At 62.8% G+C, this 26,753-nt stretch carries 25 protein-coding genes and 2 tRNA genes; 8 read left to right on the top strand and 19 right to left on the bottom strand.

Annotated features, from left to right (window positions below; translation table 11 throughout):
* Positions 1-162 precede the first annotated feature (162 nt).
* Positions 163-798 (top strand): LysE family translocator, encoded by a 636-nt coding sequence (locus tag WIR04_RS09925; RefSeq protein ID WP_338892301.1) that lies wholly within the window; start codon positions 163-165, stop codon positions 796-798.
* 120 nt (positions 799-918) lie between these two features.
* On the opposite strand, the gene WIR04_RS09920 is transcribed toward WIR04_RS09925, so the two are convergent.
* Positions 919-1,788, bottom strand: coding sequence for a PhzF family phenazine biosynthesis protein (locus WIR04_RS09920; protein ID WP_338892299.1), 870 nt, complete (start codon positions 1,786-1,788; stop codon positions 919-921).
* A 201-nt stretch (positions 1,789-1,989) separates the two neighbouring features.
* On the opposite strand from WIR04_RS09920, the gene WIR04_RS09915 reads away from it, so the two are divergent.
* Positions 1,990-2,193, top strand: coding sequence for a hypothetical protein (locus tag WIR04_RS09915; RefSeq protein WP_338892297.1), 204 nt, complete (start codon positions 1,990-1,992; stop codon positions 2,191-2,193).
* A 188-nt stretch (positions 2,194-2,381) separates the two neighbouring features.
* The gene (locus tag WIR04_RS09910; RefSeq protein WP_338892295.1) at positions 2,382-2,975 is read left to right on the top strand and encodes a hypothetical protein; all 594 of its coding nucleotides are present in this window, start codon (positions 2,382-2,384) and stop codon (positions 2,973-2,975) included.
* A 92-nt stretch (positions 2,976-3,067) separates the two neighbouring features.
* On the opposite strand, the gene WIR04_RS09905 is transcribed toward WIR04_RS09910, so the two are convergent.
* The 5 genes from WIR04_RS09905 to xapA all read right to left on the bottom strand — a co-directional run bounded on the left by WIR04_RS09905 (position 3,068) and on the right by xapA (position 7,531).
* Positions 3,068-3,559, bottom strand: a complete 492-nt coding sequence (locus tag WIR04_RS09905; protein ID WP_338892293.1) for a histidine phosphatase family protein — start codon at positions 3,557-3,559, stop codon at positions 3,068-3,070.
* A gap of 33 nt (positions 3,560-3,592) precedes the next feature.
* Positions 3,593-4,510, bottom strand: coding sequence for a DMT family transporter (locus tag WIR04_RS09900; RefSeq protein ID WP_338892291.1), 918 nt, complete (start codon positions 4,508-4,510; stop codon positions 3,593-3,595).
* A 48-nt stretch (positions 4,511-4,558) separates the two neighbouring features.
* Positions 4,559-5,353 carry a deoxyribose-phosphate aldolase gene (gene deoC / locus WIR04_RS09895; protein WP_338892289.1) on the bottom strand — a complete coding sequence of 265 codons (795 nt, stop codon included), beginning with the start codon at positions 5,351-5,353 and terminating at the stop codon, positions 4,559-4,561.
* A 65-nt stretch (positions 5,354-5,418) separates the two neighbouring features.
* Positions 5,419-6,678: a NupC/NupG family nucleoside CNT transporter gene (locus WIR04_RS09890; protein WP_338892287.1), complete on the bottom strand. Its 1,260-nt coding sequence runs from the start codon at positions 6,676-6,678 to the stop codon at positions 5,419-5,421.
* Positions 6,679-6,703: 25 nt separating this feature from the next.
* A complete protein-coding gene (gene xapA / locus WIR04_RS09885) occupies positions 6,704-7,531 on the bottom strand; it encodes a xanthosine phosphorylase (RefSeq protein ID WP_338892285.1) in 828 nt (275 codons plus the stop codon).
* Between the two features lie 325 nt (positions 7,532-7,856).
* Between xapA and WIR04_RS09880 the strand changes: the two genes are divergently transcribed.
* Entirely contained in the window at positions 7,857-8,795 is a 939-nt protein-coding gene (locus WIR04_RS09880) for a LysR family transcriptional regulator (protein ID WP_338892283.1), read from the top strand.
* 52 nt (positions 8,796-8,847) lie between these two features.
* Here the strand turns inward: WIR04_RS09880 and WIR04_RS09875 are convergent, their stop codons facing one another.
* The 9 genes from WIR04_RS09875 to cmoM form a co-directional block, all read right to left on the bottom strand.
* Positions 8,848-9,156 carry a putative quinol monooxygenase gene (locus tag WIR04_RS09875; RefSeq protein WP_338892281.1) on the bottom strand — a complete coding sequence of 103 codons (309 nt, stop codon included), beginning with the start codon at positions 9,154-9,156 and terminating at the stop codon, positions 8,848-8,850.
* Between the two features lie 52 nt (positions 9,157-9,208).
* Positions 9,209-9,376, bottom strand: a complete 168-nt coding sequence (locus tag WIR04_RS09870) for a hypothetical protein (RefSeq protein WP_338892279.1) — start codon at positions 9,374-9,376, stop codon at positions 9,209-9,211.
* Positions 9,377-9,393: 17 nt separating this feature from the next.
* Positions 9,394-9,843 carry a GNAT family N-acetyltransferase gene (locus WIR04_RS09865; RefSeq protein ID WP_338892277.1) on the bottom strand — a complete coding sequence of 150 codons (450 nt, stop codon included), beginning with the start codon at positions 9,841-9,843 and terminating at the stop codon, positions 9,394-9,396.
* 35 nt (positions 9,844-9,878) lie between these two features.
* Positions 9,879-10,352: a cupin domain-containing protein gene (locus tag WIR04_RS09860; protein ID WP_338892275.1), complete on the bottom strand. Its 474-nt coding sequence runs from the start codon at positions 10,350-10,352 to the stop codon at positions 9,879-9,881.
* Positions 10,353-10,527: 175 nt separating this feature from the next.
* Entirely contained in the window at positions 10,528-10,917 is a 390-nt protein-coding gene (locus WIR04_RS09855; protein WP_338892273.1) for a septal ring lytic transglycosylase RlpA family protein, read from the bottom strand.
* A 169-nt stretch (positions 10,918-11,086) separates the two neighbouring features.
* On the bottom strand, positions 11,087-15,514 hold the full coding sequence (mukB, locus tag WIR04_RS09850) for a chromosome partition protein MukB (protein WP_338892271.1): 4,428 nt from the start codon (positions 15,512-15,514) through the stop codon (positions 11,087-11,089).
* Positions 15,515-15,559: 45 nt separating this feature from the next.
* Positions 15,560-16,297: a chromosome partition protein MukE gene (mukE, locus tag WIR04_RS09845; protein ID WP_041205837.1), complete on the bottom strand. Its 738-nt coding sequence runs from the start codon at positions 16,295-16,297 to the stop codon at positions 15,560-15,562.
* Positions 16,278-17,597, bottom strand: a complete 1,320-nt coding sequence (gene mukF, locus WIR04_RS09840; protein ID WP_338892267.1) for a chromosome partition protein MukF — start codon at positions 17,595-17,597, stop codon at positions 16,278-16,280. Before mukF ends, mukE begins: the two co-directional genes overlap by 20 nt.
* Before the next feature lie 139 nt (positions 17,598-17,736).
* Positions 17,737-18,513: a tRNA uridine 5-oxyacetic acid(34) methyltransferase CmoM gene (gene cmoM, locus WIR04_RS09835; protein ID WP_025327079.1), complete on the bottom strand. Its 777-nt coding sequence runs from the start codon at positions 18,511-18,513 to the stop codon at positions 17,737-17,739.
* A gap of 129 nt (positions 18,514-18,642) precedes the next feature.
* On the opposite strand from cmoM, the gene elyC reads away from it, so the two are divergent.
* The 4 genes from elyC to WIR04_RS09815 all read left to right on the top strand — a co-directional run bounded on the left by elyC (position 18,643) and on the right by WIR04_RS09815 (position 23,990).
* Positions 18,643-19,413: an envelope biogenesis factor ElyC gene (gene elyC, locus WIR04_RS09830; protein ID WP_338892263.1), complete on the top strand. Its 771-nt coding sequence runs from the start codon at positions 18,643-18,645 to the stop codon at positions 19,411-19,413.
* A 135-nt stretch (positions 19,414-19,548) separates the two neighbouring features.
* Positions 19,549-20,304 carry a triose-phosphate isomerase gene (gene tpiA, locus WIR04_RS09825; protein WP_111911896.1) on the top strand — a complete coding sequence of 252 codons (756 nt, stop codon included), beginning with the start codon at positions 19,549-19,551 and terminating at the stop codon, positions 20,302-20,304.
* 142 nt (positions 20,305-20,446) lie between these two features.
* Positions 20,447-21,418 (top strand): 6-phosphofructokinase, encoded by a 972-nt coding sequence (pfkA, locus tag WIR04_RS09820; RefSeq protein WP_005326082.1) that lies wholly within the window; start codon positions 20,447-20,449, stop codon positions 21,416-21,418.
* Between the two features lie 1,315 nt (positions 21,419-22,733).
* Positions 22,734-23,990, top strand: a complete 1,257-nt coding sequence (locus tag WIR04_RS09815; protein WP_338892260.1) for an amidohydrolase — start codon at positions 22,734-22,736, stop codon at positions 23,988-23,990.
* 72 nt (positions 23,991-24,062) lie between these two features.
* On the opposite strand, the gene yjjG is transcribed toward WIR04_RS09815, so the two are convergent.
* From yjjG to WIR04_RS09795, 4 genes are all read right to left on the bottom strand, one after another.
* Complete coding sequence (gene yjjG / locus WIR04_RS09810) at positions 24,063-24,743, bottom strand: pyrimidine 5'-nucleotidase (RefSeq protein ID WP_338892258.1); 681 nt, start codon at positions 24,741-24,743, stop codon at positions 24,063-24,065.
* A gap of 29 nt (positions 24,744-24,772) precedes the next feature.
* Positions 24,773-26,257, bottom strand: coding sequence for a leucyl aminopeptidase family protein (locus WIR04_RS09805; protein WP_338892256.1), 1,485 nt, complete (start codon positions 26,255-26,257; stop codon positions 24,773-24,775).
* Between the two features lie 146 nt (positions 26,258-26,403).
* Positions 26,404-26,480 (bottom strand) — tRNA-Met (locus WIR04_RS09800).
* Between the two features lie 110 nt (positions 26,481-26,590).
* A tRNA-Met gene (locus WIR04_RS09795) sits at positions 26,591-26,667 on the bottom strand.
* Positions 26,668-26,753 lie beyond the last annotated feature (86 nt).

Raw genomic sequence — 26,753 nt, 5'->3', positions numbered from 1 at the left:
GCGGTTTTTTATTGTGCCAGACAGCAAAGCCCCCGGACGTCCCTTCCCCATCGGGCCGACACCTCGGTTAAGCACCTGAAACACAGCCACATCTGGGTTACAGCCGCCACTGGACGCGGCCCCAGGGGCGGAGCATGATGTGCTCTTTATGAAGGAGATATCATGAGTCTGGATACATGGATGTTGTTCCTGCTGGCCTATCTGCTGGCGACCCTGACCCCGGGGCCCAATGTGCTGCTGGTGATCAAGAACGGTTTGCAGCTCGGCTGGCGTCCGGCCCTGCTCACCATAGGCGCGAATCTGTTCTGTCAGGCCATCTTCATCTGTCTGGTCGCCATGGGTGTAGGGGCCCTGCTGCAGACCTTGCCACCCCTCTTCCTCGCCCTCAAGCTGGCGGGCGGTGGCTACTTGATCTATCTCGGCTACAAGGCACTGCGGGCAACCGGCTCGGGGAGTCAGGAGCCGCAACGGGTTGGCGCCAGCCTCCCATCAAGGAGCAAGGGCTCCCTGCTGCGGGAAGCCTTCCTGGTGTCGGCCAGCAACCCCAAGACCATCATCTTCCTCTGCGCGCTGCTGCCCCAGTTTCTCGATCACCAGAGCCCGCTACCAATCCAGTTCCTCACCATGTACCTGACCATCTGCGTCATCGTCAGCCTGGTGCACCTCTGCTATGTGGCCCTGGCCAGACGCGCCGGCAGCTACTTCAAGCCGTTGCGCGGCCAGCGCCTGTTCAGCCGCATCACAGGGGGGATCTTCATCTCTATGGGCGGCGCCATCTTGTTGAGCGGCAGACCCTAAGCGTATCCATAGGCCCCTGAACAACGCAGGATCAGGGGCCTGTCTTGCCCTCCAAGAGGCTCTTCCCCTTCACTCCTCAGCCAAGACGGCGGCCGGGCGGGTTGTTCTCGCATCAAGCCATTACATCAGCCGCGCCGCTCCTGACACCCGCACAGCGCTGCCGGGTTCGGCCGGGATCTCGGCATGCAGCCGCGAGGGCATGCCCATCTCTTCCCCCTGCACTATGTCGATGGCACCGCCGTGGGGCCAGTGGAGATCGCGCAAGTAGCCGGCGAAGGCCGCTGTCGCGGCGCCGGTGGCCGAGTCCTCATAGACGCCGCCGTAGGCGAAGGCATTGCGGGTGTGGAACAACCGCTCCCCGGCCACATGCACCAGCAAGATGGTCACGAGGCCCTCGCGGCGCATCAGCAGGCGCCCTTGCGCCAGCGAATAGTGCATGGCCGAGAGCGTTGCGCGATCCTTGAGCGCCAGCACCAGATGATCGGCGCCGCCGTGAATGAGCGCAGGGGGGATGCGGGGATCCAGGCTGGCCGCGTCATAGCCAAACAGCGCCAGGGTTTCGCGCATCAGATCCGCCGGCGCCGGTTTGCTGCGGGTCGGCGGGGATTGCAGCGCCGCCTGCCATTGCCCCTGCTCATCCTGCCAGCCCGAGACCCGAATCTCGGTCTGACTGAGGCGCAAGGCATGGTCCCCTGCCCCGAAGCGGCGCGCCAGCGCCACCCCGAGGGCGATGGTGGCATGGCCGCAGAACGGCACCTCCGCCTCGGGAGAGAAGTAGCGCACCCGCCATTGGCGCATATCTGCGCCTTGCCCCTCCCTGTGCAGCGGGGCGGCGAAGGCCGTCTCCGAGAATCCGACCTCTGCGGCGATCCGCTGCATCTCCTCCGCCGTCGGCAGTTGGGCCCCGACCCAGACACCGGCGGGATTGCCCCCGCGGGATCCTTCGGAAAAGGCGGCGATCCGCACCAGCTCAGTGACCAGCTCCGTCATGACAGCTCCTTGGCTTCTTGCTTCACGAAAAATGGGGTTCATAGGCTCATCCTTGCGGCCCCTTTTGGGGGCGCGCATCAGGGGGTCAGCTTACCCATAAAATTAACGGCCGCACAGGTGCCGCTTGAGCGCCGCGGATCCGGGCACTGGCGACTAGAGTTGGGAAACCTGTCTGTATATGCGCCTGCAGTGGAGTGCCATATGTATTCATACACCCTTACCTTCAGGGAAGAGGTCGACAAGCTGACGACCCCCGAACACGAGATCCTCTTGCAAAGCCCGGCCCAGGCCGGGGATTTCGTCATCCTCTCCGACGGCAGCCGCCACCAGGTGATGTTCGTCACCCATCGCGCCCACTACAGCAGCCTCTACCTCGACAAGGGGATAAGAGTGCCCCAAAGCTGAGTCCGCGGGCTCAGGGAGCCCGTGGATGGCACCTATTTTTTCGCCCCCCTGTGCGAGTCCCGTTCCAGCTGCTAACGTGAAACAGGCCTGCCACCTCGCACCCAGGATATTGCCGCGAACCCAGGCTGTTGCTCATGGCAGTCAAGGCTGCGATGAACCGGCAAGATTCACATTTTGAGGGATGAATTATGTCCAGGAATGCTGCTCTTATCGTGACCCTGACCCTGCTTGGCATGGCCCCGGCTCACGCCATCAACGCAAAATATGCCCAGCAGCTGGAGCGCTCCGGCTGCACCCAGGTGACCGAGGCCCAGGGCTGCGATATTAACAAGACCAAGGCGGAGAACGCCAAGGCGGGATTCGGTGCTGCCGCTCCGGCCGCCGACAGCGGTCTGAACATGAGCTATGAACAGAAGCTGGAGCGCTCCGGCTGCACCCAGGTGAGCGAGCTCAGTGGTTGCGACATCAACAAGACCAAGGCCGAGAACGCGGCCGCCGGGTTTGGTGATGCTCCGGCGGCGGCCACCAGCGCCAGCCCCTACGCCGGCAACTGGGTCGCCACCTTCCCCGAGACGGGCGCCACCGTCGCCACCATCCGCATCGACGACAAGGATCAGGTGTGGGTCAACGACAAGAAGGTCAGTGCCAAGAAATCCGACGGGGCCCTGGTGTTCAAGGACGGCATGGTCATCTACACCATACAGGGGGATCGCCGCATCAAGGGTGAGGATGGCTGGGTCGATAACGATGCTGGCACCAAGGGGCCGATCGCCGCCAAATAAGCGACATGACGGGAATGAGAAGGGGAGCCTGGGCTCCCCTTCTTGTTTGCTCTCTTGCCGGCTTCTTCACCAACCCCCGCTGAGCGCCCCTCCTACCGCTTTTTCGGATAGTCGAGCACGGCCGTCACCGGCCTTTGCGACAGGGCGGCCGACCAGGAGGGAGCGTCAAAAGTGAAGCGGGCGACGGCGCAGGTCGGCATCCGGGTGATCTTGCCGGAAAAACGGTGGGCAAGGTCGGTGAACTCGGGATCGTGACCAAAGAGCATGACGCATCCTAACTCGTCACCAAGCTCACCCATCACCTCAAGCAGGGTCCTCACATCTGCACCATAGAGCCGCTCGTCCATGATTATCTCCTCTGGCCGGTAGCCGAGCACCTCGGCGATGATGTTCGCCGTCGACAAGGCCCGGCAGGCGGGGCTCGAGAGGATGAGATCGGGCCTCACCTTATCGTGCGCCAGCCGTCTGCCCATCAGGGGCGCGTCGCGTAGGCCCCGCTCGGCGAGCGGCCGCGCCCTGTCAGGCAGCCCCTGCTCTTCCCAGCTCGACTTGCCGTGACGCACCAGGATCAGGGTTCTCTTCATGACGCCTCCCTCTTGGCCAAGACTGGCGTCCCCTCAGGGGGCGCGCCCTTTTCCGGCATGGATGGGTAGCAGCACCATGACCACCATGGTCAGCAGCACGCCCCCGACACCCCAGCCTACCTGCTCCCATTGTACTGTCTCCCCGGTCAGCATGCCGGTCAGCAGCACCAGCACAGGGATGAGGTAGGTGTAGGCCGATACCTGCTCGGGTTGCAGCGCCACGCTCCCTTGCTGGAACAAAAAGAAGCTGAGCGCCGTGGCAAAGAGGGCTAGGTAACCGAGTCCCAGCGCCACCGGGACGGATACCAGGCTCCAGTCGGCCTCGATCAGACGGGGCACCGCCACCAGGGTGAGCAGCAGGGTGGCGCAGATCAGGGTCCAGCAGGTCAGGTGGAGGAAAGACTCGCCCCTGTAGTAGCGCTTGATAAGTATGGGGTTGAGGGCCATGGCCACACAGCCGAGCAGGTAGATGCGATTGCCGGGACTGAGGCTGAGGTTAGCCACCTGCCCCAGATCGCCCCGAAAGATGATGAGCGCCGCGGCCACCATGCCCCCCAGCAGGGCCAGCAACATTCCCCAGCCGATGGCCCGCCGAAAGATCAGCATGCCAGCCAGGGCGCTGATCAGCGGTACCGTGGTGTAGAAGGCGCTGGCATCGAGTGCGCTGGTCTCCTGCAAGGCCACAAACATGGCGACGAAGTAACAAAGAGCTGGCAGCGAGATGAGGGTATAACGCCCCAGATCCCGCAGGGAAGGCAGCGCGAAACGCCCCTGACACCCCAGCACACCGACGAAGATGAGGGAGGCCAGCAGGTAGCGCACCCAGGTGACCACCAGGGGACCCAGCACCGCCGTCAGGGCGCTGCCGATGGGAAAGGAGAGGCTGATAAGCAGGGTGAACAGCAGCACCTTGCCGTGGGCCTGCGCAAGAGAAACAGGGGGGTGAGACATGCAATGCACCTGTGCCAAGGGGCGCCCGCAGGCGCCGCAAGAAAGAGATCAGTAACCGCTGTCGGCAGCAGGCGCTATCTTGCGCTCGCCAAGCGTCACCAGCAACTGGCCTAGCAGGCTGGACGCGCCGAAACGAAAGCGTTCCGCCACCAGCCACTCTTCGCCAAAGTGCGCGGCCGCCATGGCGAGATACTCTGCCGCCTCCCGGGCGCTTTTCACCCCACCCGCCGCCTTGAAGCCCACCCGGTTTTGCGCGCCGCACTCGGCGATGGCCGCCAGCATGATGCGGCTGGCCTCTGGGGTGGCATTGATCGCCACCTTGCCGGTAGAGGTCTTGATGAAGTCGGCCCCCTCCTCGATGGCGAGCAGGGAGGCCGCGCGGATAAGCGCAGGCGACGTCAGCTCGCCGGATTCGATGATCACCTTGAGCACCCGCGCTCCGCACAGGGCCTTGCAGCCGCGCACCAGGGCCCGGGCCCCGGCCTCATCCCCCGCCATCAGCGCACGCCAGGGGATCACAAGATCGATCTCGTCGGCGCCATTCGCGAGGGCGGCACTGGTCTCGGCCAGCACGGCCTCAAGCTCATCGTCCCCATGGGGGAAGTTGACCACGGTGGCGACCTTTATTTCGGGGGTGCCCTGGGTCGCCAGGGTGAGCCTGGCCAGCCCCACGAAGCGCGGATAGATGCAGACGGCGGCCGTGTTGCCAAAGGGCGTCCTGGCCTGCTGGCAGAGCGCTATGATGCGCGCGTCGTCGTCCTCCTCGTTGAGGCTGGTGAGATCCATCAGTTGGATTGCCCTGGTCGCGGCCAAGAGAGAATCGATAGGGGGGAGATGAGTCATAAAAGGCTCCTGATTGTGGGATGAAGCAGGGGCGCCGCAGCGCCCCGGGACAAGGGATGAGACGCTCAGACCAGGGAGAAGAAGACGCCAGCGATGGCGGCGCTCATCAAGTTGGAACAGGTGGCGGCCAGCACGGTGCGCAAGCCGTGGCGGGCGATGAAATCGGTACGGGAGGGGCACAGGGTGCCGAGGCCGCCGATCAGTATCCCCATGGAGGCCAGGTTGGCAAAGCCGCACAGGGCAAAGCTGATGATCACCTTGGACTTCTCCTCCAGCACCTGCAGACCGGCCGCCGTCACAGTGCTGGCGTCCTTCAGGTAGGGGGCCAGATCGCTGTAGGCAACGAACTCGTTTACCACCAGCTTCTTGCCGATCATGGCGCCGGCGATGCCGATGTCCGCCACCGGCACCCCGAGCAGGAAGGCGAGCGGCGAGAAGATCCAGCCCAGGATGATCTCAAGCGAAAGCGACATGCCCACCATCTCCCCCACCCCGCCGAGCAAGGTGTTGACCAGGGTCACCAGCCCTATCATGGCGATCAGCATGGCGCCGATGGCCGCCGCCAGCTTGAGGCCGCTGGCGGCCCCCTCGCCTGCCGCCGCCAGCACGTTCTCCGGCTTCTTGCCGTCAAACTGGATGCTGTGGTCGAAGGCATAGTCCGGCTGGCGGGTCTCGGGGATGATCAGCTTGGCAAACAGGATCCCGCCCGGCGCCGCCATGAAGGAGGCCGCCAGCAGGTACTGCATGTCCACTCCCATCATGGCGTAGCCAGCCAGCACAGTGCCAGAGACCGAGGCCATGCCACCACACATGACGGCGAAAAACTCGGAGTCGCTCATCTTCGGCATATAGGGCTTGACCACCAGCGGCGCCTCGCTCTGGCCGACGAAGACGTTGGCCACCGCCGACATAGATTCGGTCTGGGAGGTGCCGAGCAGGCGAGCCATGGCGCCACCGATGAAGCGGATCACCAGCTGCATGATGCCGAGGTAGTAGAGCACGGCGATCAGCGCCGAGAAGAAGACCACCAGCGGCAACACGTTGAGGGCGAACACGAAGCCTATGCCATCCACCGAGAAGTTGACCAGGTTGCCGAACAGGAAGTGGATGCCCGCCTTGCCGCTCGCCAGCACGGCGTCGACCCCGTGGGCCATGCCCTCCAGCGCCAGGCGCCCCAGCGGTACATAGAGCACCAGGGCACCGATGGCCACTTGCAAGGCCAAGGCCAGCCCCACGGTACGCAGGCGAATGGCCCTGCGGTTGGTCGATGCGAACACGGCGATGAGGATCAGCGCCGCCATACCGAGAAATCCTGCTGCAAACATAACTGACCTCCTGGTCGTTCCCTGCTTACTGGAAGTGGTGCTGGATGAAGGCGTTGATGAGGCGGATGAAGTCCGCTTCCGCCAGCTTGGCGCACTTGAGGGTCTGCTCGTGGGAGAGCTGCACGTCACCGAGCCCCTCCGCCATGTTGGTGATGGCGCAGATGGCCAGCACCGGCAGACCGCAGTGGGCGGCGCTGACCACCTCGGGCACCACCGACATGCCCACCACGTCGCCGCCGATGATCTGCATCATGCGGATCTCGGCCGCGGTCTCGAAGCAGGGGCCGCTATAGGAGACGAACACCCCCTGATTGACGGCGATCCCCTCCCGCTCGGCCAGCGCCAGCGCCTCGCTGCGCAAGGCCTTGTCATAGGCATTGGCCAGGCTGAAGAAGCGCGGGCCGTAGGCCTCGTCGTTGGCGCCCGTCATGGGGGTGCCCGGCATGGTGTTGATGTGATCATTGAAGATGACCAGGGAGCCGACCCCGATCCGCTCCGGGCGCAGCGAGCCGGCCGCATTGGTCACCAGCAGCAGCTCGCAGCCCAGGCCCTTGAAGGTGCGCACCGGTGTGGTCATCACCTTCATGGTTTCGTGTTCGTAGTAGTGGCCGCGCCCCTTCATGCAGACCACGTCCACCCCGTGCAGCTTGCCGAGCACCAGCTCGCCGCTGTGACCGGCCACGGTACTGACCGGGAAACCGTCCAGCTCCTCGTAGGGAATGGTGACTTTATCTTCCAGTGCATCGGCCAGCACGCCGAGGCCTGAGCCCAGGATCATGGCGGCGCGGGGAGCGAAACCCGGCTTGCGGGCGAGAATGGTGGCGATGGCGTTCTGAACCGGATCTTGTTGCATGAGCAGCACCTCGTTAAGGGTTGGGATGAGAAGTGGGCTCACTTTAGGGGAGGCATTGGGCGAGAGAAATCGTTAAAATCGGCCAGATTATCCCGATTAGCAGCACAATCACCCCCTTCATGGGGCAACTGCCCTGCACAAAACCGCAAAAAAAAGCGCCGATTGATGCCTCTCTATGGTCAGAGTGACCCCGAGGGGGACGAAAATGGGAGGCCGGGATGTGATGCGGATCGACGGACAGGGGCTAAGCCGCCCCGCTGCGTCGGGAAGTTCGTGTCCAATCTTTGACGGCGATCTCACCCTTGCCCTTTTGCCAGGAGAAACCATGTTCCCGGACAGCCACTGGCGCGATCGCGTCACCCTCAAGATGCTGCGCTACTTCCATGAAGTGGCGAGTCAGGGTCACTTCAGCCGGGCCGCCCTGCGACTCAATGTCTCCAAGTCGCCGCTGAGCGCTCAAATAAAGGAGCTGGAATCCCTGCTGGGAGCGACCCTGTTTGATCGCCACACCCGTCAGGTGAACCTGACCCCCACTGGTCGCCTGCTGCAGGCCGAGTGCGATCGGCTGTTCGACGTGCTGGAGAGCGGCCTCAACCGGGTGGTGCAGGCGGGGCGCATGGAGCGCAACCAGATCCGTATCGGGCTGGTCAGCTCCATCTTCTGGGCCGGCTTTGGCGAGGTGATCCGCCAGTGTCACCAGCGCCACCCCGAGTGCGAGATAACCTTCACCGAGCTCTCCCCCGAGCGCCAGAAGCAGGCGCTGGCCAGCAAGGAGATAGATCTCGGCCTCGCCCGCTTCGCCGACACCCTCAACATACATCCGCTGCAGGCCGAGACCGTCTATCGCGAATCCATGGTGCTGGTAGTATCGGACGAGCACCCCTTGCGGGATCGCAAGCGGGTCTCCCTCCCCGAGCTGGCGGCGGAACCGTTCGTGCTGATGAGCCGCGCCAACTCGTCTTCTACCGATCTCATCATCAACGCCTGCCTGGTGGAGGGCTTTTACCCCCGGCTCCACCAGGAGGTGGTCGAGCCCAATACCCTGATGGCGGTGGTGGCCACCAGCCAGCAGGTGGCCCTGGTGCCGGCCAGCTACGGCCGTCAGAAGTGGCCCCATGTGCGCTTCATCCGCCTCGAGCAGGCCATACCGGCGGATCTCTGCGTGCTCTATGCTCCGCCCCTGGCCGGACAGCCAGCGACCACCGCCATACGCCACTTCATCGATACCATGAGCGAGCAGATGAATCTCCCCGAACGAAACTGAATGCAAAAAGGCCCGATGGGGTGATCATCGGGCCGGGTGCTATTGCCAGAGGTCAGGGGCTCACTTCCTCCATGAAGACCAGCCGCAGAGGCTCTGCCAGCAAGTCGTCCGCCTGGCGGGCGAAGGCCTGGAAATAGTCGCTCGCGCAGTGGGCATCCAGGGCGGCCTGACTGACGAAGGCTTCGCGCATGTAGAAGGTGCCGGGTTCGTCCTTCAACTCGAACAGCACATAGTCGAGGTTGCCAGGCTCCCGGCGGGTGGGCGCTATCAGCGCGAGCAACCCGTGGCGCAGGTGCTCCCTCATGCCGGCGCGGGCCTTGAGCACGGCGATCGACACTATCTTGTCCGACTCTCTCTTCATCCCTACTTCTCCACTGTCACATCATCAACACACAGGGAGGTGTCTGCCCTTCTCATGGCAATTCTCTCATGGCAATCGCCTCCCTCAACATGGCGACCAGTGTAGGCATGGCGGCCAGGCCGATATAGATGGGCAGGATGGACAGAGTGTTCAACCGGGTGAACAACGGGACGGCGGCAGAGACATAAGCGCGGCCAGAGGCAAGAACGTGGCTCGCCATCAGGGCCTGCTCCAGATCTAAACGCTGAAGTAATAGGTGGTGAAGGAGTGCCCCGACAGTGTCGTCTTCTTCACCCTGGTGGCGCGCCTGGCGAGGGACTTGTATAAGGGGCGTGTGCCCAGCAGATGGAAGACGACCTCCTGATGGCCCATGCTGCGCGCCCAACCCATCATCTCGTTGAAGATGGCGAGCCCCCTGCCCCAGCCCGCCCTGGCGATGACGATGGCTATCTCGATCCCCTCCTCATCGGGCTGGAGACCGCACCACCCCACCAGAGCGCCATCGATGAGAACGGCTCGCACGCGACAACCGGGCAGCGCATCTATCGCCATCTTCTCCTCCATCCAGCGCCGCACCGTGGCCAGCTCGAAGGGGGGATGGTCAATCAGGTGCTTTCGCAACGTCTCGTCGTTGACCAGGGGCAGAAAATCCTCTGCGCGCACCTCACAGAAGGGGATGAATTTCATCGGCTTATCATGCTTTCCCAAAGAGTGATGGGCCCCTAATAAGGGGTCCCGTCCTTATGTGTTGCAGCCCAGGCGCCATCGGCGCCCTGAACCAGTGCCAGATCGTCATCCGGGTATTGGACTCTGTCCCCTGCCAGCCTGTCCCCCACTTCGAGATAGACCGCCTCCACCTCCCCAGGGTTGAGCAACTGGTGGGCCAGGCCATTGCCGCCCTTGAAGCCGATGCACTCCCCCGGCGACATCAGGTACTCCTCCTCCCCATAGCGCAGCGTGGGGGTGCCCGAGAGCACATAGATGAACTCATCCTGCCTGCTGTGGTGATGCTTGAGCGCCGAGATGGCGCCCGGCGCCAGGGTCGTCAGGTTCACCCCAAGATTGGCAAGACCGAAGTGGTCCCCCAGTCTGCGCCTGGTGCGGTGTTTGACCAGGGAGGCGAAGGGCTCCGGATAGAGGGACTTTGCCTTGTTCTCCGGGATCTGTGTGGCCTGAATGGGCGTACGGTTCGTCATCTCAACAACCTCCATATTGGCGCCCTGGCGAAGGGCAGCAAAAGATCAGCCGAGTGCCTTGAGCGGCAGTCACGCAATAACACAGATACGGTTGAAGGCGGGAGGCTGTCAACGCTGAGATGCAGTGTCCGGGGCCTTGCCGTTTCCAAGGGTGCAATGGGCCGCCAGCAACCCCCTACAACACCTCGACCTTGACCTTGAGAAGGCCGGATCGGGTGTTGCCTATGGTGCTGAAGGCGGCCCTGGAGAGATCGATGATCCGGCCTCTGGGGAAGTTGCCCCTGTCATTGACCCGCACCACCACGCTCTTGCCGTTGGCAAGGTTGGTCACCCGCACCATGGCGCCGAAGGGCAGCGTCATATGGGCGGCGGTGTTGGCGCTCTTCTGGTAGGGCTCGCCGCTTGCGGTTCGCTTGTTGTGGTAGCGATCGGCATAGTAGGAGGCCAGCCCCGTCTGGGTATAACCCCGCCAGTTGCCCGCACTGCCCGCATCAGGCTGGCTGCTGCAGGCCGCGAGCAGCAGGCACAGGGGGGCCAGCAGCCCTTTTTGTAATTTCCACGTCATGCTTTATTCCCTCGATGCGATGTCAGGTTGATGCGCCCTGGCCGTTACCCTGCATCGCCAGTCTGGATCCCGCGAACAGGCGCCTACTCTCTCATATTTCCCATGGAAAACGGGAGGCCCAAGCCTCCCGTTTCTGTGTTCACCCGTCAGCCCCTGTCAGGGGAAAAGGTCAGGCGATCAGCTTGTCATCGGCGAAACCGAAGCCCCGCAGCCCCACCACGTGCACGTGCTCGTGCTTGCCCTGCACCTTGCGGATGAGCTTGTAGGTGGTGCCCTTCTCGGGACTGATGTTCTCCGGCGCCGCGATGAGGAGCTGCATGTCCTGGCGCTCGCACAGCTCGAACAGGGTGGCGATGGACTTGCCATCCAGGCGCGCCGCTTCGTCGAGGAACAAGAGACGGCAGGGGGCGATGTCCTTGCCGCGCAGACGGCGGGACTCCTCCTCCCAGCTGATCAGCACCATCAAGAGGATGGCCTGACCTGTACCTATCGCCTCGCCGGTGGAGAGGGCCCCGCTCTCGGCCCGCAGCCAGCCATCGGCACCACGCTGCACCTCGATTTCGAGCTCCAGGTAGTTGCGATAGTCCAGCAGCACGTCCCCCATCACCTGGTAGTTGCGCTCCCCCTGCTCTATCTGCGGGTTCAGGCGCTGGAACAGCTTGGCCATGGCCTCGGAGAAGCTGAGCTCCTTGTCGGCGAACAGATCGTTGTGCATGGCGCTCTGATCGGCGAGCGCGGTCAGCAGGCGGGTGTGGGCCTCGCGGATGTTGACGTTGAGGCGTACCCCCCGCACCAGGCCGAAGGCGATGTTCTGCAGGCCCTGGTTGAGCACCCGGATGCGGTTCTGCTCCCGGCGGATGATGTTGGTGATCTTGGCCGCCACCTCGTGGGAGGAGAGGGACAGATGGTTCTCCCGCTGCTTGAGCTCGTCGGCGAGCCGCGCCAGCTCGATCTCCATCTCCTCGATGGCCTCCACAGGATCGTCCGAGCGGATGATGTCGTTGCGGATGCGATCTTTGAGGTAACGGTAGACCTGCACGTAGAAGGCGACCTTCTGCTCGGTGCTGCGGTTGCCTTCAGACAGACGCAGCGCATCGCGCAGGGCCTCGTCGTGGGCCACCGCCACCCGCAGGGCGCCGAGGGCCTTGTCCGACATGGAGCGCAGCTCGTCGCTGTCGAGATAAGCCAGCTCGCGCTTGTTCAAACGCTTCTCGACGTCGGTCTCCCGCGCCAGCCGCACTACCCGCGACCAGTTCGCCTTGTGACCCACCAGGGATTTACGGGCGCCGAAGTAGTCCTTGCCCTCCAGCTTGAGACGCCCGCCCAAGGATTCAATCTCGCGCTTGGTCACCTGCAACTGGGCCTCGGCGCTGGTGCGACGGGATCGGGTGCGGATGAGCAGCTCTTCGATCTCCTTCTTGTGGGCGCGGGATTTCTCCTCCATGTCGTCCGACAGGGTGAGCCCCATGGCCCCCAGCTCCTGCTCGAACTCCGCCAGAGTCTGGCCCTTGGCCGAGGCGCTGGAATCGAGCGCCGTGCGCAGTTGCAGCGCTTCGGTGTGACGCAAGGCAATCTGCTTGTGCTGCTCCCCTGCGGTGCGGGCCGCCAGCTCGGCGGCTTTGAGCTTCTCTTTGAGTCGCTCGCTCATCTCCGAGGCCTTGCCCAGCAGGTCTTGCGCATCCTGATAGGCAAAGTGCGGCAGACGGGCCACCAGCTGATCCAGCGCGTAGCAACGGCGCTTCTGCTCGGCCAGCAGTTCGCTCGCCTCGTCAAAGGCTGCCTGCAGGGCAGAGAGATCCTGGGGATCCTGGCGCAGCACCTGCACCAGGGTCTCGAGTTTCTCGAGTCCCTTGCCGTGCTGGGCGATAAAGGCTTCGGCTGTTTTAAGGGCCTCCACGTCGGCGTGGGCCGCCTCGAGACGGGCCGCCAGCTCTGTCTCGGCAAAGAGGTGGGCAAAGGGCAGCATCCCCTGCACCAGCTGGATATGGCGAGTCAACTGGGCGGCGGCCGCCTTGGCCTCGGCCAGCTGCTTGTCACACTCGGCCATGGCCCCTTGCAAAGTGCGCAGCTCGGCCTGTTTGGTCTGCACCTCGGCTTCCGGATCCGGTCTGAACGCGATGTCCAGATGGGCACCGATAAAGTCACGGAAGTGGCCGTAGAGGCGGTGGTACTTCTGCTGCTCGAAGGCGGCCTTGGCGTAGCCCTCGATAAGATTTTCCCGCTCAAGGTCGAGCTGCTCGATGCGTTTCTCCCGGGCGGCGCGACCAAAGAGCGGCAGCTCGGGGTAGCGGGAGAAGCGCACCTGACGCTTGCTGGTGCGCACCAGCACGGCGTCACCGAGCTCGTCCGCTTCCACCAGATCCTCGTCAAAGGAGTCGGGGTTGCCCTGGATGAGGTAGATATCCTCCGGACAATCTTCCAGCTTTTTCAGCCGCTCGATGGCGCCTTCCAGGTCGAGCACCACCAGGGCGCTGCGAGCCGGGCCGTAGAGCGCGGAGTAGTAAGGGGCATCGTCGATGGAGATGTCGTCATAGACGTCGGAGAGCAGCACGCCCCCCACCTGCTCGGCGACACGGGCCAGGCGCGGATCCGCCTCCCCGGCCCCCAGCTGCAGGTTGCGAATTTGCAGCTCCAGGGCCTGCTTCTGGCTCTGGATGCGGTTGCTCTCCTGTTCGAACTCCCGCTCCTTGTCGAGCACGCTCTGCATGCCGGCCGAGAGCTCCTCGGCGGTAGCGAGGGGCAGACCGCTCTGCTCACGCAGCTGTTCGAGCTTCTCGAACGACTTGAGCCAGCGCGGGGCCAGCCTGGTGAGATCGCTGATATCGCGGCCCAGCTGGACGCCCTGATGTTCGAGGCTGGCGCGGCGCTGGTTCGCCTCCGCCTGCTGATCGGCGAGCTCCTCCTGACGGTTGCGCTGGGCTTCGAGGAAGATCTCCAGCTCGTCCTGGCTCGCGATCAGCTGGCCAGACGCCTGCTGCAGCTCGTCACGCAACTTGAAGAGATTCTTCTGGCTGTCGCTCTCTTTCTCGAGGCGGGCCAGGGCGGCGCGCAGCCCCTGCCCCTGCGCAATGCGGGCCTTGTCTTCGATGTGACGCTTGAGCAGTGCCTGCGCCGTGGGCCAGGCGGCCTCGCGGGCGGTCTCGGGGGCGATGCTGAGCAGCAGCGCCAGCGCGGCCTGATGCTCGGCCACCGCCGCCTTGGCCAGCGCCAGCTGCTGCTCGGCCCCCAGCACCCGGCTGGTGAGGCTCTGCTCGGCGGCGCGGAACTGATGCAGGCTGTCGCTCGCCTGTTCGGCGGTCAGTCCCGGCAGCTCGCACTGCGCGCGAGCCGTCTCCAGCGCCTGCACCGCCTGGCGGTACTGGATGGCGCGGGTCTGCTGGATATCGAGCGCCTGCTGGTAGTCGGCCAGCTGGGTCTTGAGGCTGTCTACCTCGGCCTGGGCCAGCTCCTTGCGCTCTTCCACTTCCAGCAACTGGCCGTGGATCTCTTCCACCACCGCCTGCTGCTGCTCGAGCTTGTCGTTGAGCTCCCGCAGATCGGCGCGGTACAGCTCTATCTTCTTTTGCAGCGCAACAGCGGCCATCACCTTGGCCAGGTGCTCGGCGGCGGACTCCAGCTCGTCGGTCAACAACTTCTCGCGGTTGCTGAGCTGATCCACCTCGTCCGCCAGATAGATGGCGCGCTGCTTCTCTTCCGCCAGCAGGCGACGCTTGCCGGCGAGCTCGGCACGGGCCTTCAAGGCCAGCTCGGAGAGACGATTCTTCTCGGCGGCGCCCCGCACATACTCGGCCGCCACGTAGTGGGTGGTCTCGGTGATGAGGTTCTTGAACAGATCCCGCTGGCCCTGGGTCTCCTTGATGGCTTCCAGGGTGCGGCGGTTCTCGTAGATGGCCGCCTCCATGTCCTGGAACGCCTTGCGCACGCCGGAGTTTTCCGGCAGCAGGTATTCCCGCAGGGAGCGGCTGATGGACGAGGAGATACCACCGTAGAGGGAGGCCTCGATCAGGCGGTAGAACTTGCCGCGATCTTTTTGATCACGCAGTTTTTTCGGCGTGATGCCGAACTCGAACATGAAATTGTGATAGTCGGTCACCGTATTGAACTTGGCGACCTTCATGGCCCCCAGCTCGGCGGCAGCCCCCTTCAGATCGGTGAAGGCACGCACCCGGCCCTTGCCGTCATCGAGCTTCTCCAGCAGCAGATCCGTGGGTTGCAGCTGCTCAGGCACGTCCACCAGGGCGAAGGGGGTGATGTTGACCTTGTTGTCCCGGTTGGCCACCTGCTCCAGGTGCACGCCGACCCAGATCCGCTGCTCGCGGCTGTTCATCACTTCCAGCAGCGAATAGCAGTGGCCACGCTGCAGCTTGCCGTAGAGCCCCTTGTCACGGGAGGCGCTGCTGGAGCCCGCCTCCGTGGTGTTGCGAAAATGAAGCAGGGACTGATCCGGGATCAGGGCCGCGATAAAGGCCGCCATTGTGGTGGACTTGCCCGCCCCGTTGCCGCCGGACAGCGTGGTCACAAGTTGGTCGAGATCGAAGGTACGGGCGAAGAAGCCGTTCCAGTTGACCATGGTCAGGGATTTGAATTTGCCTCTCACGCCACACTCTCCATCAAAGCGGCCGACTCCATCTGTGCCAGAACATTAACGTTGCAGATCATCTTCCACCTCCAGCTCCAGCTGCTCTTCGTCCAGATCTCCCTCGATGTCGTCAAACAGCGAGTCGCTGCTCGGCATCTCGTCGTCGTGGAAGATGGCCTCCCCTTCCTGGATCATCCGCAGCTGCACGGCGCGGGGATCCTCGTCGGAACGCACGTCGGCGGCAAAGCGGAACACGGATTCGTTGACCCTGAACTTGTCGCTGTTGCCAAGGGCGGTGATCATGCCGAGGCGCTTGAGACGGCGCATGGAGGTGCGGATCTTCTCGAGCAGTTTTTTCTTGTCGAGATCGGTGCCGCCGGAGCGGCTGTTGACCATGCGCAGCAGTTGCTTCTCGTCGGCCAGACCGAGCACCTCCTCCTGCAGCTCGCCCATGGTGAAGACACCCTCGGAGGCGAGCCTGTCCGGGCTCAAATAGAGGTAACAGAGCACCTTGCCCACCAGCATATCGAGCTCGGAGAGCACTGTGGTGCCGATGTCGGCGCTGGGGCGCGGGCGCAGGTAGAAGAAGCCCTCCGGCGCCTTGATGAGTTCGACCTGATAGCGGCCGTAGAAGATCTCGAGCTCGCCATGGAACTCCACCAGGGCCGAATGCTGTTCGAAATCGTCGGCACTGATGTGGCGCCCCGAGCGCAGAGCGGTGTCGATGCGCGGAAACAAGGGGTTGGCGATGGCCTCTGCGAGCCGCAGGGGCAAGGGAAACTCAGAATTGATCAATGACATAGGCCTGAACCTTGGATCCAGCTTGGTTAATGGGTTTCCATGCGGGTTGGCGGTGCAGCTCGCGCTCACCGCTGGCATGGCCGAGGCGCACGGCCTGGTCTATCAGCAGACGGGCCACGTCGAAGTGGGCGTGGGCCGGGAAATCGAGCAGGTATTCCCGCAGCACGTCGGCCAGGTCCAGCTGCTGTCCCTGCTCGGGATAGCGGGCCAGATAGCGCTCGATGCGCTCTGCCAGCGCCTGGTTGATGTCCACCATCTCCATGAACTCCATCTCGAGGGGCACCTCGCCGGTCACCTCCTCGTCGTGGATGGCGATGGTTTCGTCCCGCAGCTCCAGGAGGCGCGGCTCCTCGGCGACTCTGAGCAAGAAGTTGTGCTGCTCGAAGTTGCGGATGGATTCCCGCAGCCGCTGGCTGAAGGCGCGGTTCTTGTCCATGTCGATGGCGTTGCGGATGAACTTGTGGACGTGCCTGTCATAACGGGACCAGAGCTCGATGCACTGCTGGCCCCAGGAGGTGATGACGTCGAGACGCCCCTGCAGGGCATGGGTCAGCTCCTCGACGTGGAGGAGATCGTCGCGCCCCTGGGCCGCTTCCTGAATGTTGAGCAACCCCGCCTGCAGGCGGTGGCCGGCGGCGTCCAGGGTATCCTGCAATTCGCGCAGGGTCTGGCCGGTCTCGCGCAGCAGTTTCTCGCAGCTGTGGATGGCGTCGATCCAGTTCTGGGTCAGCAGAGCCGCTATCTCGTTCTTGACCTGATTCTGCTGCTCGTCCATGGCGCGCTGGGTGAGATCGATGCGCCCGAGCGTCTCCTCCAGGGAGAAGGAGAGGCGCGGCAGCACCTCGGCATCCCACTGCTCCCGGGTGTTGGTCTCAAGCGCCGCCTCACGGGCGGTGTCGAGCTCGGATGCCAGGTGTTCGAGCAGGATGGAGAGCTTGATGGAGTCGACCTGGCGCTGATCCATAAAGAAGTCGACGATGCTCATGCCAAGGCGCGACAGGCGATAGAGACTCTCCCCCGCCACCATGTCGGTGGTGAAGCGCGACAGCAGTTGCTGGCGAATGAGATCGTTGATGGCGTTGTTGGCGCGACCGGAGAGGGTCTCGTCCATCTGGCCGAAGGCGCTGCTCACATAACCGAAGGCGTCGTGCAGCGCGGCCTCCGAGAGATCAGACTCGTCCTCGGACAGGGTCTTGATCGCAATCAGAAAGGCCAGCCTGTCGGTGGGCAGATTCAAGGAGAGGCCCTCCTGTCTGACCCATCCCACCGTCTCTGGCAGGGTACGGGATGTACTCATCATGACGTTATCATCTCGTTGTTATTAACGGGGGTACAGGACCCCTCGTGGTGATTTGGACCCGGGGATGGGCAACCCCGGCGGCGGTATCCCGGCCGCATAAACCCTTGCATCCCGACCATTCAGGCCCCCATGACAGCCCTCAGCCGACCGGCTTCTGGGCCATCACATGGATGTAGCGCCCGAGGGAGACAAAGGGTTCCTGACGACAGTAGTGCTGCTCCATGGCCAGCAGATCGTCGAATTTCTCGACCTGCTCCTGCTTGTGGCGCATGTAGTCATGAATGACACGCACCCCTGTCTTGCCGATGATCTTGAGGCCCCCCCGGCCTATCCAGTCATAGACCTGTTCCGGCAACTGGGGGTTGGTGGGCGTGAGCGCGGTCTGACGTTTCTTGTTCAGCCCCTGGCGCACATAGTCGAAATTGCCCACCACCAGGCTCTGGAACAAGAGGCCATGACGATTGTAAAAAAGCAGCGACAGTATGCCCCCTGCATTGACGAAAGGGAACAGACCGAGCAGGGTCTGGCGGGGCTCGGCGAGCCACTCCAGCACGGCGTGGCAGAGCACCAGATCGAAGGTGCCGGTCACATGTTGCTTGAGATCCTGAATGGGGCAATGGATGAGACGGATTCTGTCTTCCAGCCCCTTCTCCGCGATCTGGCTGCGGGCCAGTTCCAGCATTTCTGCCGAGAGATCGCACAGCTCCACCTGGTGGCCCATGGCCGCCAGCTTCTGGGCGAAGTAGCCAAAGCCGCCGCCGGCATCCAGGATGCGCAGGGGTCGGTTGCCAAGGCGCGCCAGGCAGGCTTCGATGTCGCTCCACACAACGGCGGTGCGAATGCGCCCCTTGGTGGAGTCATAAATGTTGCGGGCGAACTTGTCGGCGCGCCCGTCAAAACTCTGATCTTGCTTCAAAACACTCTCATCTTCGGCCGCCCCGCTGTGGGGGCTCGCAGGAGGAACCACACAGGATTGGGCCACAGGAAAAAAGAGGGGTATTCTGTCACATCCCGGATCCGCTGAAAACTCAAGGACGACACCACAGTGTTTGAGCTTAAAAAATGGTTAGGCCAGTTGCTGATGCCGCTGCCCTTCTCCCTCTCCTTATTGCTGCTGGCGCTCGCGCTGCTCTGGTTCACCCGCTTTCAGAAGAGCGGCAAGCTGCTGGCGACCCTGTCCCTTGTGATCATCGTCCTGATGGGGATGAGACCCGTCAGCTATGAGTTGGCCCGTTCACTGGAACAGACCTATCCGCCCTTCGAGGTGAGCCAGCATCCGGATATCGAGGCCATAGTGGTGCTCGGCAACGGTCATGTGAGTGACCCGACGGTGCCCGAGCGCTCCTGGCAGAACAACATAGCCCAGGCCCGCACCCTGGAAGGAGTGCGGCTGGCCCAGGCCTATCCAGAAGCCGAACTCATCTTCTCCGGTTATGTGTCCGGGGATCCCCTGTCCAATGCCGAGGTCAACGCCCGTATGGCGACGAGTCTGGGGATAGCGAGATCCCGAATGACGTTGTTTGAAAACAACAAAGACACCCATGACGAGGCGGTCAGCATCAGCGCCCACCTCAAGGGCAAGCGGGTGGCCTTGGTGAGCTCGGCCACCCACCTGCCCAGAGCCATGGCGCTCTATCGCGGTCAGGGACTCGATGCGGTGCCGGCCCCCACCGACTACACCGCCAAGCAGAGTCAGGTGGCGCAGCCCCTCTACAGTTACCTGCCCAAGGGGCGTTACCTGATGTATTCCGAGGCTGCCATTCACGAGTGGATTGGGGTATGGTGGGCCCGTTTGCGGGGGCAGGTTAACGATTGAGCGATCGGTTCTTGCATTCCTGATTTGGATCAGGAAAGCGAAAAAAAATTACGTCATTTGCCGCCGGGTCAGCTATCTTGGGCTCGGTTCAATTCATATAATGTTGCGCAATCAAATGCCTAGGAGATTGAGAAGATGAGACAGCACCTGGTAATGGGTAACTGGAAACTGAACGGCACCAAAGCTTCTGTCGAAGCTCTGATCAAAGGACTGACCCCGGCTGCTGCCGCTCATCCTTCCGTGCAAGTGGCCGTCTGCCCGCCGGTTATCTTTTTGGGTCTGGTTGAACAGCTGACCGCTGGCAGCAAGATTGCTTACGGTGCCCAGAACGCCGACGTTCACGAGTCCGGCGCCTTCACCGGCGAGAACGCCCCCTCCATGCTCAAAGCCTTCGGTTGCACCTACTCCCTGGTCGGCCACAGCGAGCGTCGCACCCTGCACGCAGAGACCGACGACGTGGTAGCTGCCAAGTACGAAGCCATCCAGAAAGGCGGCCTGGTGCCGGTTCTGTGCATCGGTGAGACCCTGGAGCAGTTCGAAGCCGGTGTGACCAAGAACGTGGTTGAGACCCAGCTCAAAGCCGTCATCGACCGTTGCGGCATCGCCTCCTTCGAGAACGCCGTCGTGGCTTACGAGCCTGTATGGGCCATCGGCACCGGCAAGACTGCCACCCCGGAAATCGCGCAATCCGTTCACGCTCACATCCGTCAGTACCTGGCCGGTTTCGATGCAGCCGTGGCTGCCAAGGTACAGATCCTGTACGGTGGCTCCGTGACTGGCGCGACCGCTGCCGATCTGTTCGGTCAGCCGGACATCGACGGTGGCCTGGTGGGTGGTGCGTCCCTGAAAGTGGACGACTTCTCCCAGATCATCGCTGGCGCCGCCCAGTAAGTGACGCAAGAGAGGGGCCTGGCCCCTCTCTTGATATCGCTTTCCTATGGGTCCCCTTCTTCCATAGGAAAGCCGATATAGTAAAAACGGCTGGCCCCATTTTCAGATATTGATATTCGACAACTCAGATCCAGAGGCACTCATGACCAAACAAATCAAACGTATTGGTGTTTTGACCAGTGGTGGTGACGCACCGGGTATGAACGCAGCCATCCGCGCCGTGGTGCGCGCCGGTCTGCATCATGGCCTGGAAGTCTACGGCATCTATGATGGCTACCTCGGTCTGCATCAGGACAGGATCGTCAAGCTCGAGCGCCACAGCGTCTCCGACGTGGTCAACCGCGGCGGTACCTTCCTGGGTTCCGCCCGTTTCCCCGCCTTCAAGGACCCGAAAGTTCGCGCCGAAGCGATCGAGAACCTGAAGAAACACGGCATCGACGCCCTGGTGGTGATCGGCGGTGACGGCTCTTACATGGGCGCCAAGAAGCTGACCGAAGAGGGTTTCCCCTGCATAGGTCTGCCGGGCACCATCGACAACGACATCGCCGGCACCGACTTCACCATCGGTTTTGACACCGCCCTGAACGTGGTCGTCGACGCCATCGACCGTCTGCGTGACACCTGCAGCTCCCACCACCGCATCTCGGTGGTCGAGATCATGGGCCGCCACTGTGGCGATCTGGCCATGTCCGCCGCCGTTGCCGGTGGCGCCGAGTACGTGATAGTGCCGGAAGTGGCTTTTGACAAAGAGAAGCTGCTGCAACAGATCAAGGAAGGCGAAGCCAAAGGCAAGAAGCACGCCATCATCACCATCTGTGAGCACGTCACCGACGTCAACGCCCTGGCCAAGGACATCGAAGCCATGACAGGCCGCGAAACCCGCGCCACCATTCTGGGCCACATCCAGCGTGGCGGCTCGCCGACCGCTCGCGATCGCATCATGTCCAGCCGCATGGGTGCCTTCGCCGTCGAACAGCTGCTGGCCGGTCAGGGTGGCCGCTGCGTCGGTATCCAGGGCAACGAGATGGTGCACCACGACATCATCGACTGCATCGAGAACCTCAAGCGCCCCTTCGATCAGGAGCTGTACGATCTCTCCACCACCCTGTTCTAAGCCCCCTGGCGCTTCACAGGTTGTTGTGACAAAAACCCTCCATCGGAGGGTTTTTTCATGCCTGCCGGTTGTCATCAACGCCGTCTGCTGGCAGACAGGGGCCACCGCCCTCCTGCCCCGTCCGTGAGCCAGCCTGCCAATCCACACCCCGTTGCGTTTCTGCCAGATAAGGTGGGGATATAGGCGCGCTATTGCGTTCCGTACTCTCTTTTCACCTCTATGTCTTTTCACCCCTCCCTCACTCCCCTCGCCTTTCCTGCACTCCTACCCGCACTTCGGCCATAGGCTTGCTCAGCCAGGAACCCGCACGCCCCCGACCTTAGTGCTTCTCAGGGCGCCTCTCGCCCAGCCCCTTGCGCCCTCTGACAACAAGCAGCCCAATGCCGGGAACCTGTCTCTGTGCACCCTTGGATGCAGGCTCGCACCTGTAGCCAATAATGTCCAAAAAGAGCGGCTTGGCGGGCGGTGCTGCGGGTCTTTCTCCTGCCGAATGCCTGCTGTTTTGCCCTGTTTTCCTCTCTGAATTGAAATTCAGCCGGGAGGTAGTGACGATAAAGCACCGCCCCCACTGGGCTTCCTCCACGACGGGCAGATAAATGTGATGAGACAAGGGAAATGACACTACCTGTGAGCCAAGCCATCATTGGCGACACTTTCAGGCGCACCAACCGGCCATTTTCCGTCACAAAAGTTGAAGATCATTAAAAGAGCTTCGTACAAAACCCATCAAAAAACACAAACGATAAACAGTAACTATCTGTATATAAAAGAAATAATGGCATCCATGACATGCATGAAATTGATCTCCCCATGACAAGACGATAAAACAGCCACAAAATTACAAAAACATGGCACTACATCACCACCAAGTGAAATTGGTCATATAAATACATTTTTCATTGTTATCCCCTGTCATTGTGGTATCTTGGTCCCATCATCAGTCAGCCAAGGGAGACAAAATAATGAAAGAGTTCGTTGTTACCGCCGTTTTTACCGTGTTTTTCACTCTGGTTGCCGTCTCGCTGGCACAGCTCTAAGGCGGTTAATCGGTCAGCAAGCGGCTTGCCCTGGGTCTTGATAGCGCCACCAGGCCAAAAAAACAGCCGCAAAGGTGGTTTTTTGAAGCTTTGTGCAAGAACAGGATGTCAATCAGGACTTATTGGCTATCTGTGAGCATTAAACGACCTGGGCGTCATGATCGCCGTTCTTGCAAGGGGAGCCTCAGTGCTCCCCTTGCTGCATCTGTCTGTGCGGGATTTACTCTTGCCCCCCTGACCGTCACAATGTCCGCTGGATTTGCCATGCAGGAATCACCATGACTCAGGATGCTCTGCGCCACTGGCGCCGTGACCTTCACCGTCTCCCCGAAGCCGCCTGGTGTGAATTTCGCACCAGTGCCCTCATCGCCCATCACCTTTCCGAACTCGGTTTTTCCGTCATGCTGGGGGACAAGCTGCTGGCCAGCAACCTCATCATGGGACGGGAGATCGACGTCGCGGCCCAGAAGGAGCGAGCCCTGCGTCAGGGGGCCCACCCCGACTGGCTGGCCCGCATCGACGAGATCACCGGTGTGATGGGGGTCTGGGACAGCGGCCGCCCCGGCCCCACCCTGGGCTTTCGCTTCGACATCGATGCGGTAGAGGTGGAAGAGAGTCGGGAGCCGGCGCACCAGCCCTGCCAGGAGGGTTGGCACTCCGCCAACCCGGGCTGGATGCACGCCTGCGCCCACGACGGCCACACCGCCATCGGGCTGGTGCTGGCCGAGCGGATCAGCGCCCTGGCCGAGCGGCTCAACGGCCGCATCAAGCTGTTCTTCCAGCCTGCCGAAGAGGGGTGTCGCGGCGGCAAGGCGCTGGCGGCAGGCGGTCAGCTCGATGACGTGGATGCCCTGCTGGCGCTGCACATCGGCATTCATGCCAACAGCGGCGAGCTGGTGGTCAACCCCACCGAGTTTCTCTGTTCAACAAAATTTGACGTGGAATTTATGGGGCGCGCCGCCCACGCGGGGCTTGAGCCCAACGCCGGCAGCAACGCCCTGGCGGCGGCCTGCATGGCCACCACCGCCATGCTCGGCATTGCCCGCCACCGGGACGGCATGACCCGCATCAACATAGGCCAGCTCAATGGGGGCAGCGGTCGCAACGTGATCCCGGGTCACGCCCGCCTGCAGGGAGAGACCCGGGGCGCCACCCCGGCGCTTAACGACTACATGTTTGGCCAGGTGCAGCAGATAGTGGAAGGGGCCGCCATGATGCAGGGGGCCAGCTACCTCATTCGCAAGCAGGGGGAAGCCATCGGCATAGAGAACAGCCCGGCCCTGCTCGAGGAGATAGTGCCCCTGGCCGAGGCGCTCAAGCTCGAGACCATCCACAGCCGCCGTTTCGGTGCCAGCGAGGATGCCGGTTTTCTCATCGAGCGGGTGCAGCAAAATGGCGGCCAGGCCGCCTACCTGATCCTGGGAGCCAATCTGGCTGCGCCTCATCACCATCCGGAGTTCGACTTCGACGAGGCCGTACTGGCCCCCGGCGTCGCCCTGCTCGAAGCCTGGCTGCTCAGCCGCCTCGGCACCTGAGAACGCCACCGATGAAAAAAGGCAGCCCGAGGGCTGCCTTTTGTGTCTTTACGGATCCGCTTAGCGCCGGGCTCAGCATCCCAGCACTATGTCAGAGAGGTGGGCGAAGTGATGGATCTCGTGAGTCGCCTCGCAGGGCCCCTGCTGGCGGGCCGGGTTGTACCAGCAGGTCGCCAGCCCCTGGGCGGCGGCACCGGCGATGTCGGTCTTGGGGTTGTCCCCCACCATCAGCACTCGCGCCGGGCTCGGTTGCCCCATCAGATCCAGGGCATGCTGGAAGATGGCGGCGGCCGGCTTGGTCACCTGCACCTCGTCGGAGATAACGAGGGGCTCAAACCACTCATTCCAGCCCAGCTTGTCGAGACGACCGCGCTGGGGCAGGCTGAAACCATTGGTGATGATCCCCATCCTGACCCGGCTCTTCAGGGCCAGCAGGGTCTCCTCCACCCCCTCCAGCGGCATGCTCAGGGCGATGATCTGCTGCAGGAAGGTGTCATTCATCGCCATGGGTGCCACGTCCACCTGTTCGGCAAACATCGAAAAACGGGTCTGCTGCAGCCAGGTAGCGTCTATCTCGCCTGAGTTGTATTGCTGCCACAGCCTGTGGTTCAGCTCGTGATAGGCCGCCATTCTGGGGGGCGTCGGCGTCACGCCATAGATCTGCAGGGTGCGCTCCAGTGCCTTCGCGACCGGGAAATCGAGCAGGGTCTCGTCCAGATCGAACAGCACCCAGTCATAGCTTGCTTGTTTCACGCTTGTCCTCATTGGTTGTACTTGGCGATTCATGTGGCGGGCTCGGCCATCCCGAGCGGGCTGGCGAGCAGCGTCAGCGACAGCCTGACGCCAAACCCGGTCACTTCGCTGCCGACCACGCCGTTACCCCCCTTGTTGCGAAAACCGCTCAGGTCGAGGTGCAACCAGGGTGTCTGCCCGGGCACGAAGCGGCTGAGGAAGCGGGCGGCGTCGATGTGATCCGGCGAGGTTCCCGGCGCGCACTGTAACAGATCGGCCCACTCGCTATCGAGGTTGTCATCGAAATCCTCGTCCAGCGGGAAGGGCCAGATGCGTTCACCGCTCTGCTGCCCCAGGCGTATCAGCTCGGGAAGCCAGTCGGGGCGATTGGTGAAGGCGCCGCTGTAACGGCTGCCGAGCGCCCGCTTGCAGGCGCCGGTCAGGGTCGCATAGTCGATCAGCAGATCGGGCTCCCCTTTGGCCGCCAGCGCCAGGGCATCCGCCAGCACCATGCGCCCCTCGGCGTCCGTGTCCACCACCTCTATGGTGGTGCCATTGAGGGCGGTTACCACCTCCCCCGGTCGGTAGGCACGGGGGCCTATGTGGTTCTCGGCGATGGCGAGCCAGCAGTGTACCTCGTAGGGCAACTTGGCCCGGCTGATGGCATGCAGGGTTCCGAGCGCCACAGCGCTACCCCCCATGTCCAGGTGCATGCCGTACATGCTGCCACCGACTTTCAGGTTATAGCCCCCGGAGTCGTGACAGATCCCCTTGCCCACCAGCGCGATGCGACGCACCGGATTGGCCGGGCAATAGCTGAGTCTGACGATGGCGGCCTGGTTGTCCTCAGAGCCCCTGGCCACCGCCAGGAAGGCGCCGGCGCCGAGCTTGGCGAGGGCCGCCTCATCGAACTCCTCCCATTGCCAGCCCTCCGCCTGCGCCAGCTGCCGCGCGAAGGCACGGTAGCTGCCGGCGCTCAGCTCGGAGGCGGGCAGCACGGCCAGGTGACGGGCCAGGCCGTTGCCCTGAGCCTCGGCCTCGATGCGAGCCAGATCCAGGATGCAGGGGGGAGACAGTGTCAGGCTCTGATAGCCGATGGGCGCCTCGTCGGCGCGCTTCTGGGTGGGCAACGGCACATTGGCCGCCAGCAGGGTGGCGAGCACCAGCTCGGCAAGCAGCGCCCGGGGCGCCTCATCGAAGCCCTCCAGGTGCAGCGCCAGCTGCGCCACCTTGAGACCCGCAAGGGGTGCGGTCCAGGTGCGGATCTGCTTGTAGAGCCGGTGATCCAGCACCGGCGCCGAGTCCACGAAGAGCACCAGCTGCAGGCCCTGGCCATCCGCCAGCCGGTAGGGAGCAGGCAGACCCAGGGCTATCTGAGCCGCCACCCCGGCAAAGGCCGGTTGCGCCAGCAGGGCGTCGCGCCCGGTCTCGGCGACCAGCAGCAGTTTGACGGGAATGTCGCTCGCCATCACCTCGTTCAGGGTGCTGGTCTGCATGGTTATCTTGGGGGCAAGGTAGTTGAAAGCGTGCATCACAGGGAGAGGCCTCATCCATGAACAGAAGCCAGAATGATACCGAACAAATGGGAAAAAGGATCGCCACCACATAAATTAATGTGCTGGATCAGGACCATAGACAGGAGAGTCGAGATGGATATAGAGAAGGGGAAAAGAGAATAAGTTGGTTGCGGGGGCCGGATTTGAACCGACGACCTTCGGGTTATGAGCCCGACGAGCTACCGAGCTGCTCCACCCCGCGTCCGAATTGTGTGTCCGTTGCCGGACCTTTCCCGCAAGCTGCCGAGCAGTAGCACCTTGCGTCTTCGCCTCATCGCTGCGATGCAAGACCGCGCCATGAGCACAAATAGTTGGTTGCGGGGGCCAGATTTGAACTGACGACCTTCGGGTTATGAGCCCGACGAGCTACCGAGCTGCTCCACCCCGCGTCCGAATTGTGTGTCCGTTGCCGGACCTTTCCCGCAAGCTGCCGAGCAGTGGCACCTTGCGTCTTCGCCTCATCGCTGCGATGCAA

The sequence above is a fragment of the Aeromonas rivipollensis genome (assembly GCF_037811135.1).
GTDB lineage: Bacteria > Pseudomonadota > Gammaproteobacteria > Enterobacterales > Aeromonadaceae > Aeromonas > Aeromonas rivipollensis.
The sequence above is the reverse complement of the archived record's forward strand: the minus strand, read 5'-3'. Positions and strand labels throughout refer to the sequence as shown.

Bases quoted from the DNA above. Each gene is read 5' to 3' on its own strand.
- WIR04_RS09915 (WP_338892297.1), top strand. From the start codon at position 1,990: ATGTATTCATACACCCTTACCTTCAGGGAAGAGGTCGACAAGCTGACG.
- WIR04_RS09890 (WP_338892287.1), bottom strand. From the start codon at position 6,678: ATGTTTGCAGCAGGATTTCTCGGTATGGCGGCGCTGATCCTCATCGCC.
- WIR04_RS09855 (WP_338892273.1), bottom strand. From the start codon at position 10,917: ATGACGTGGAAATTACAAAAAGGGCTGCTGGCCCCCCTGTGCCTGCTG.
- xapA (WP_338892285.1), bottom strand. From the start codon at position 7,531: ATGCAACAAGATCCGGTTCAGAACGCCATCGCCACCATTCTCGCCCGC.
- WIR04_RS09905 (WP_338892293.1), bottom strand. From the start codon at position 3,559: ATGAAGAGAACCCTGATCCTGGTGCGTCACGGCAAGTCGAGCTGGGAA.
- WIR04_RS09860 (WP_338892275.1), bottom strand. From the start codon at position 10,352: ATGACGAACCGTACGCCCATTCAGGCCACACAGATCCCGGAGAACAAG.
- WIR04_RS09920 (WP_338892299.1), bottom strand. From the start codon at position 1,788: ATGACGGAGCTGGTCACTGAGCTGGTGCGGATCGCCGCCTTTTCCGAA.
- mukF (WP_338892267.1), bottom strand. From the start codon at position 17,597: ATGATGAGTACATCCCGTACCCTGCCAGAGACGGTGGGATGGGTCAGA.
- WIR04_RS09910 (WP_338892295.1), top strand. From the start codon at position 2,382: ATGTCCAGGAATGCTGCTCTTATCGTGACCCTGACCCTGCTTGGCATG.
- WIR04_RS09870 (WP_338892279.1), bottom strand. From the start codon at position 9,376: ATGGCGAGCCACGTTCTTGCCTCTGGCCGCGCTTATGTCTCTGCCGCC.
- mukE (WP_041205837.1), bottom strand. From the start codon at position 16,297: ATGTCATTGATCAATTCTGAGTTTCCCTTGCCCCTGCGGCTCGCAGAG.
- WIR04_RS09815 (WP_338892260.1), top strand. From the start codon at position 22,734: ATGACTCAGGATGCTCTGCGCCACTGGCGCCGTGACCTTCACCGTCTC.
- WIR04_RS09925 (WP_338892301.1), top strand. From the start codon at position 163: ATGAGTCTGGATACATGGATGTTGTTCCTGCTGGCCTATCTGCTGGCG.
- WIR04_RS09865 (WP_338892277.1), bottom strand. From the start codon at position 9,843: ATGAAATTCATCCCCTTCTGTGAGGTGCGCGCAGAGGATTTTCTGCCC.
- WIR04_RS09875 (WP_338892281.1), bottom strand. From the start codon at position 9,156: ATGAAGAGAGAGTCGGACAAGATAGTGTCGATCGCCGTGCTCAAGGCC.
- WIR04_RS09880 (WP_338892283.1), top strand. From the start codon at position 7,857: ATGTTCCCGGACAGCCACTGGCGCGATCGCGTCACCCTCAAGATGCTG.
- WIR04_RS09900 (WP_338892291.1), bottom strand. From the start codon at position 4,510: ATGTCTCACCCCCCTGTTTCTCTTGCGCAGGCCCACGGCAAGGTGCTG.
- tpiA (WP_111911896.1), top strand. From the start codon at position 19,549: ATGAGACAGCACCTGGTAATGGGTAACTGGAAACTGAACGGCACCAAA.
- deoC (WP_338892289.1), bottom strand. From the start codon at position 5,353: ATGACTCATCTCCCCCCTATCGATTCTCTCTTGGCCGCGACCAGGGCA.
- pfkA (WP_005326082.1), top strand. From the start codon at position 20,447: ATGACCAAACAAATCAAACGTATTGGTGTTTTGACCAGTGGTGGTGAC.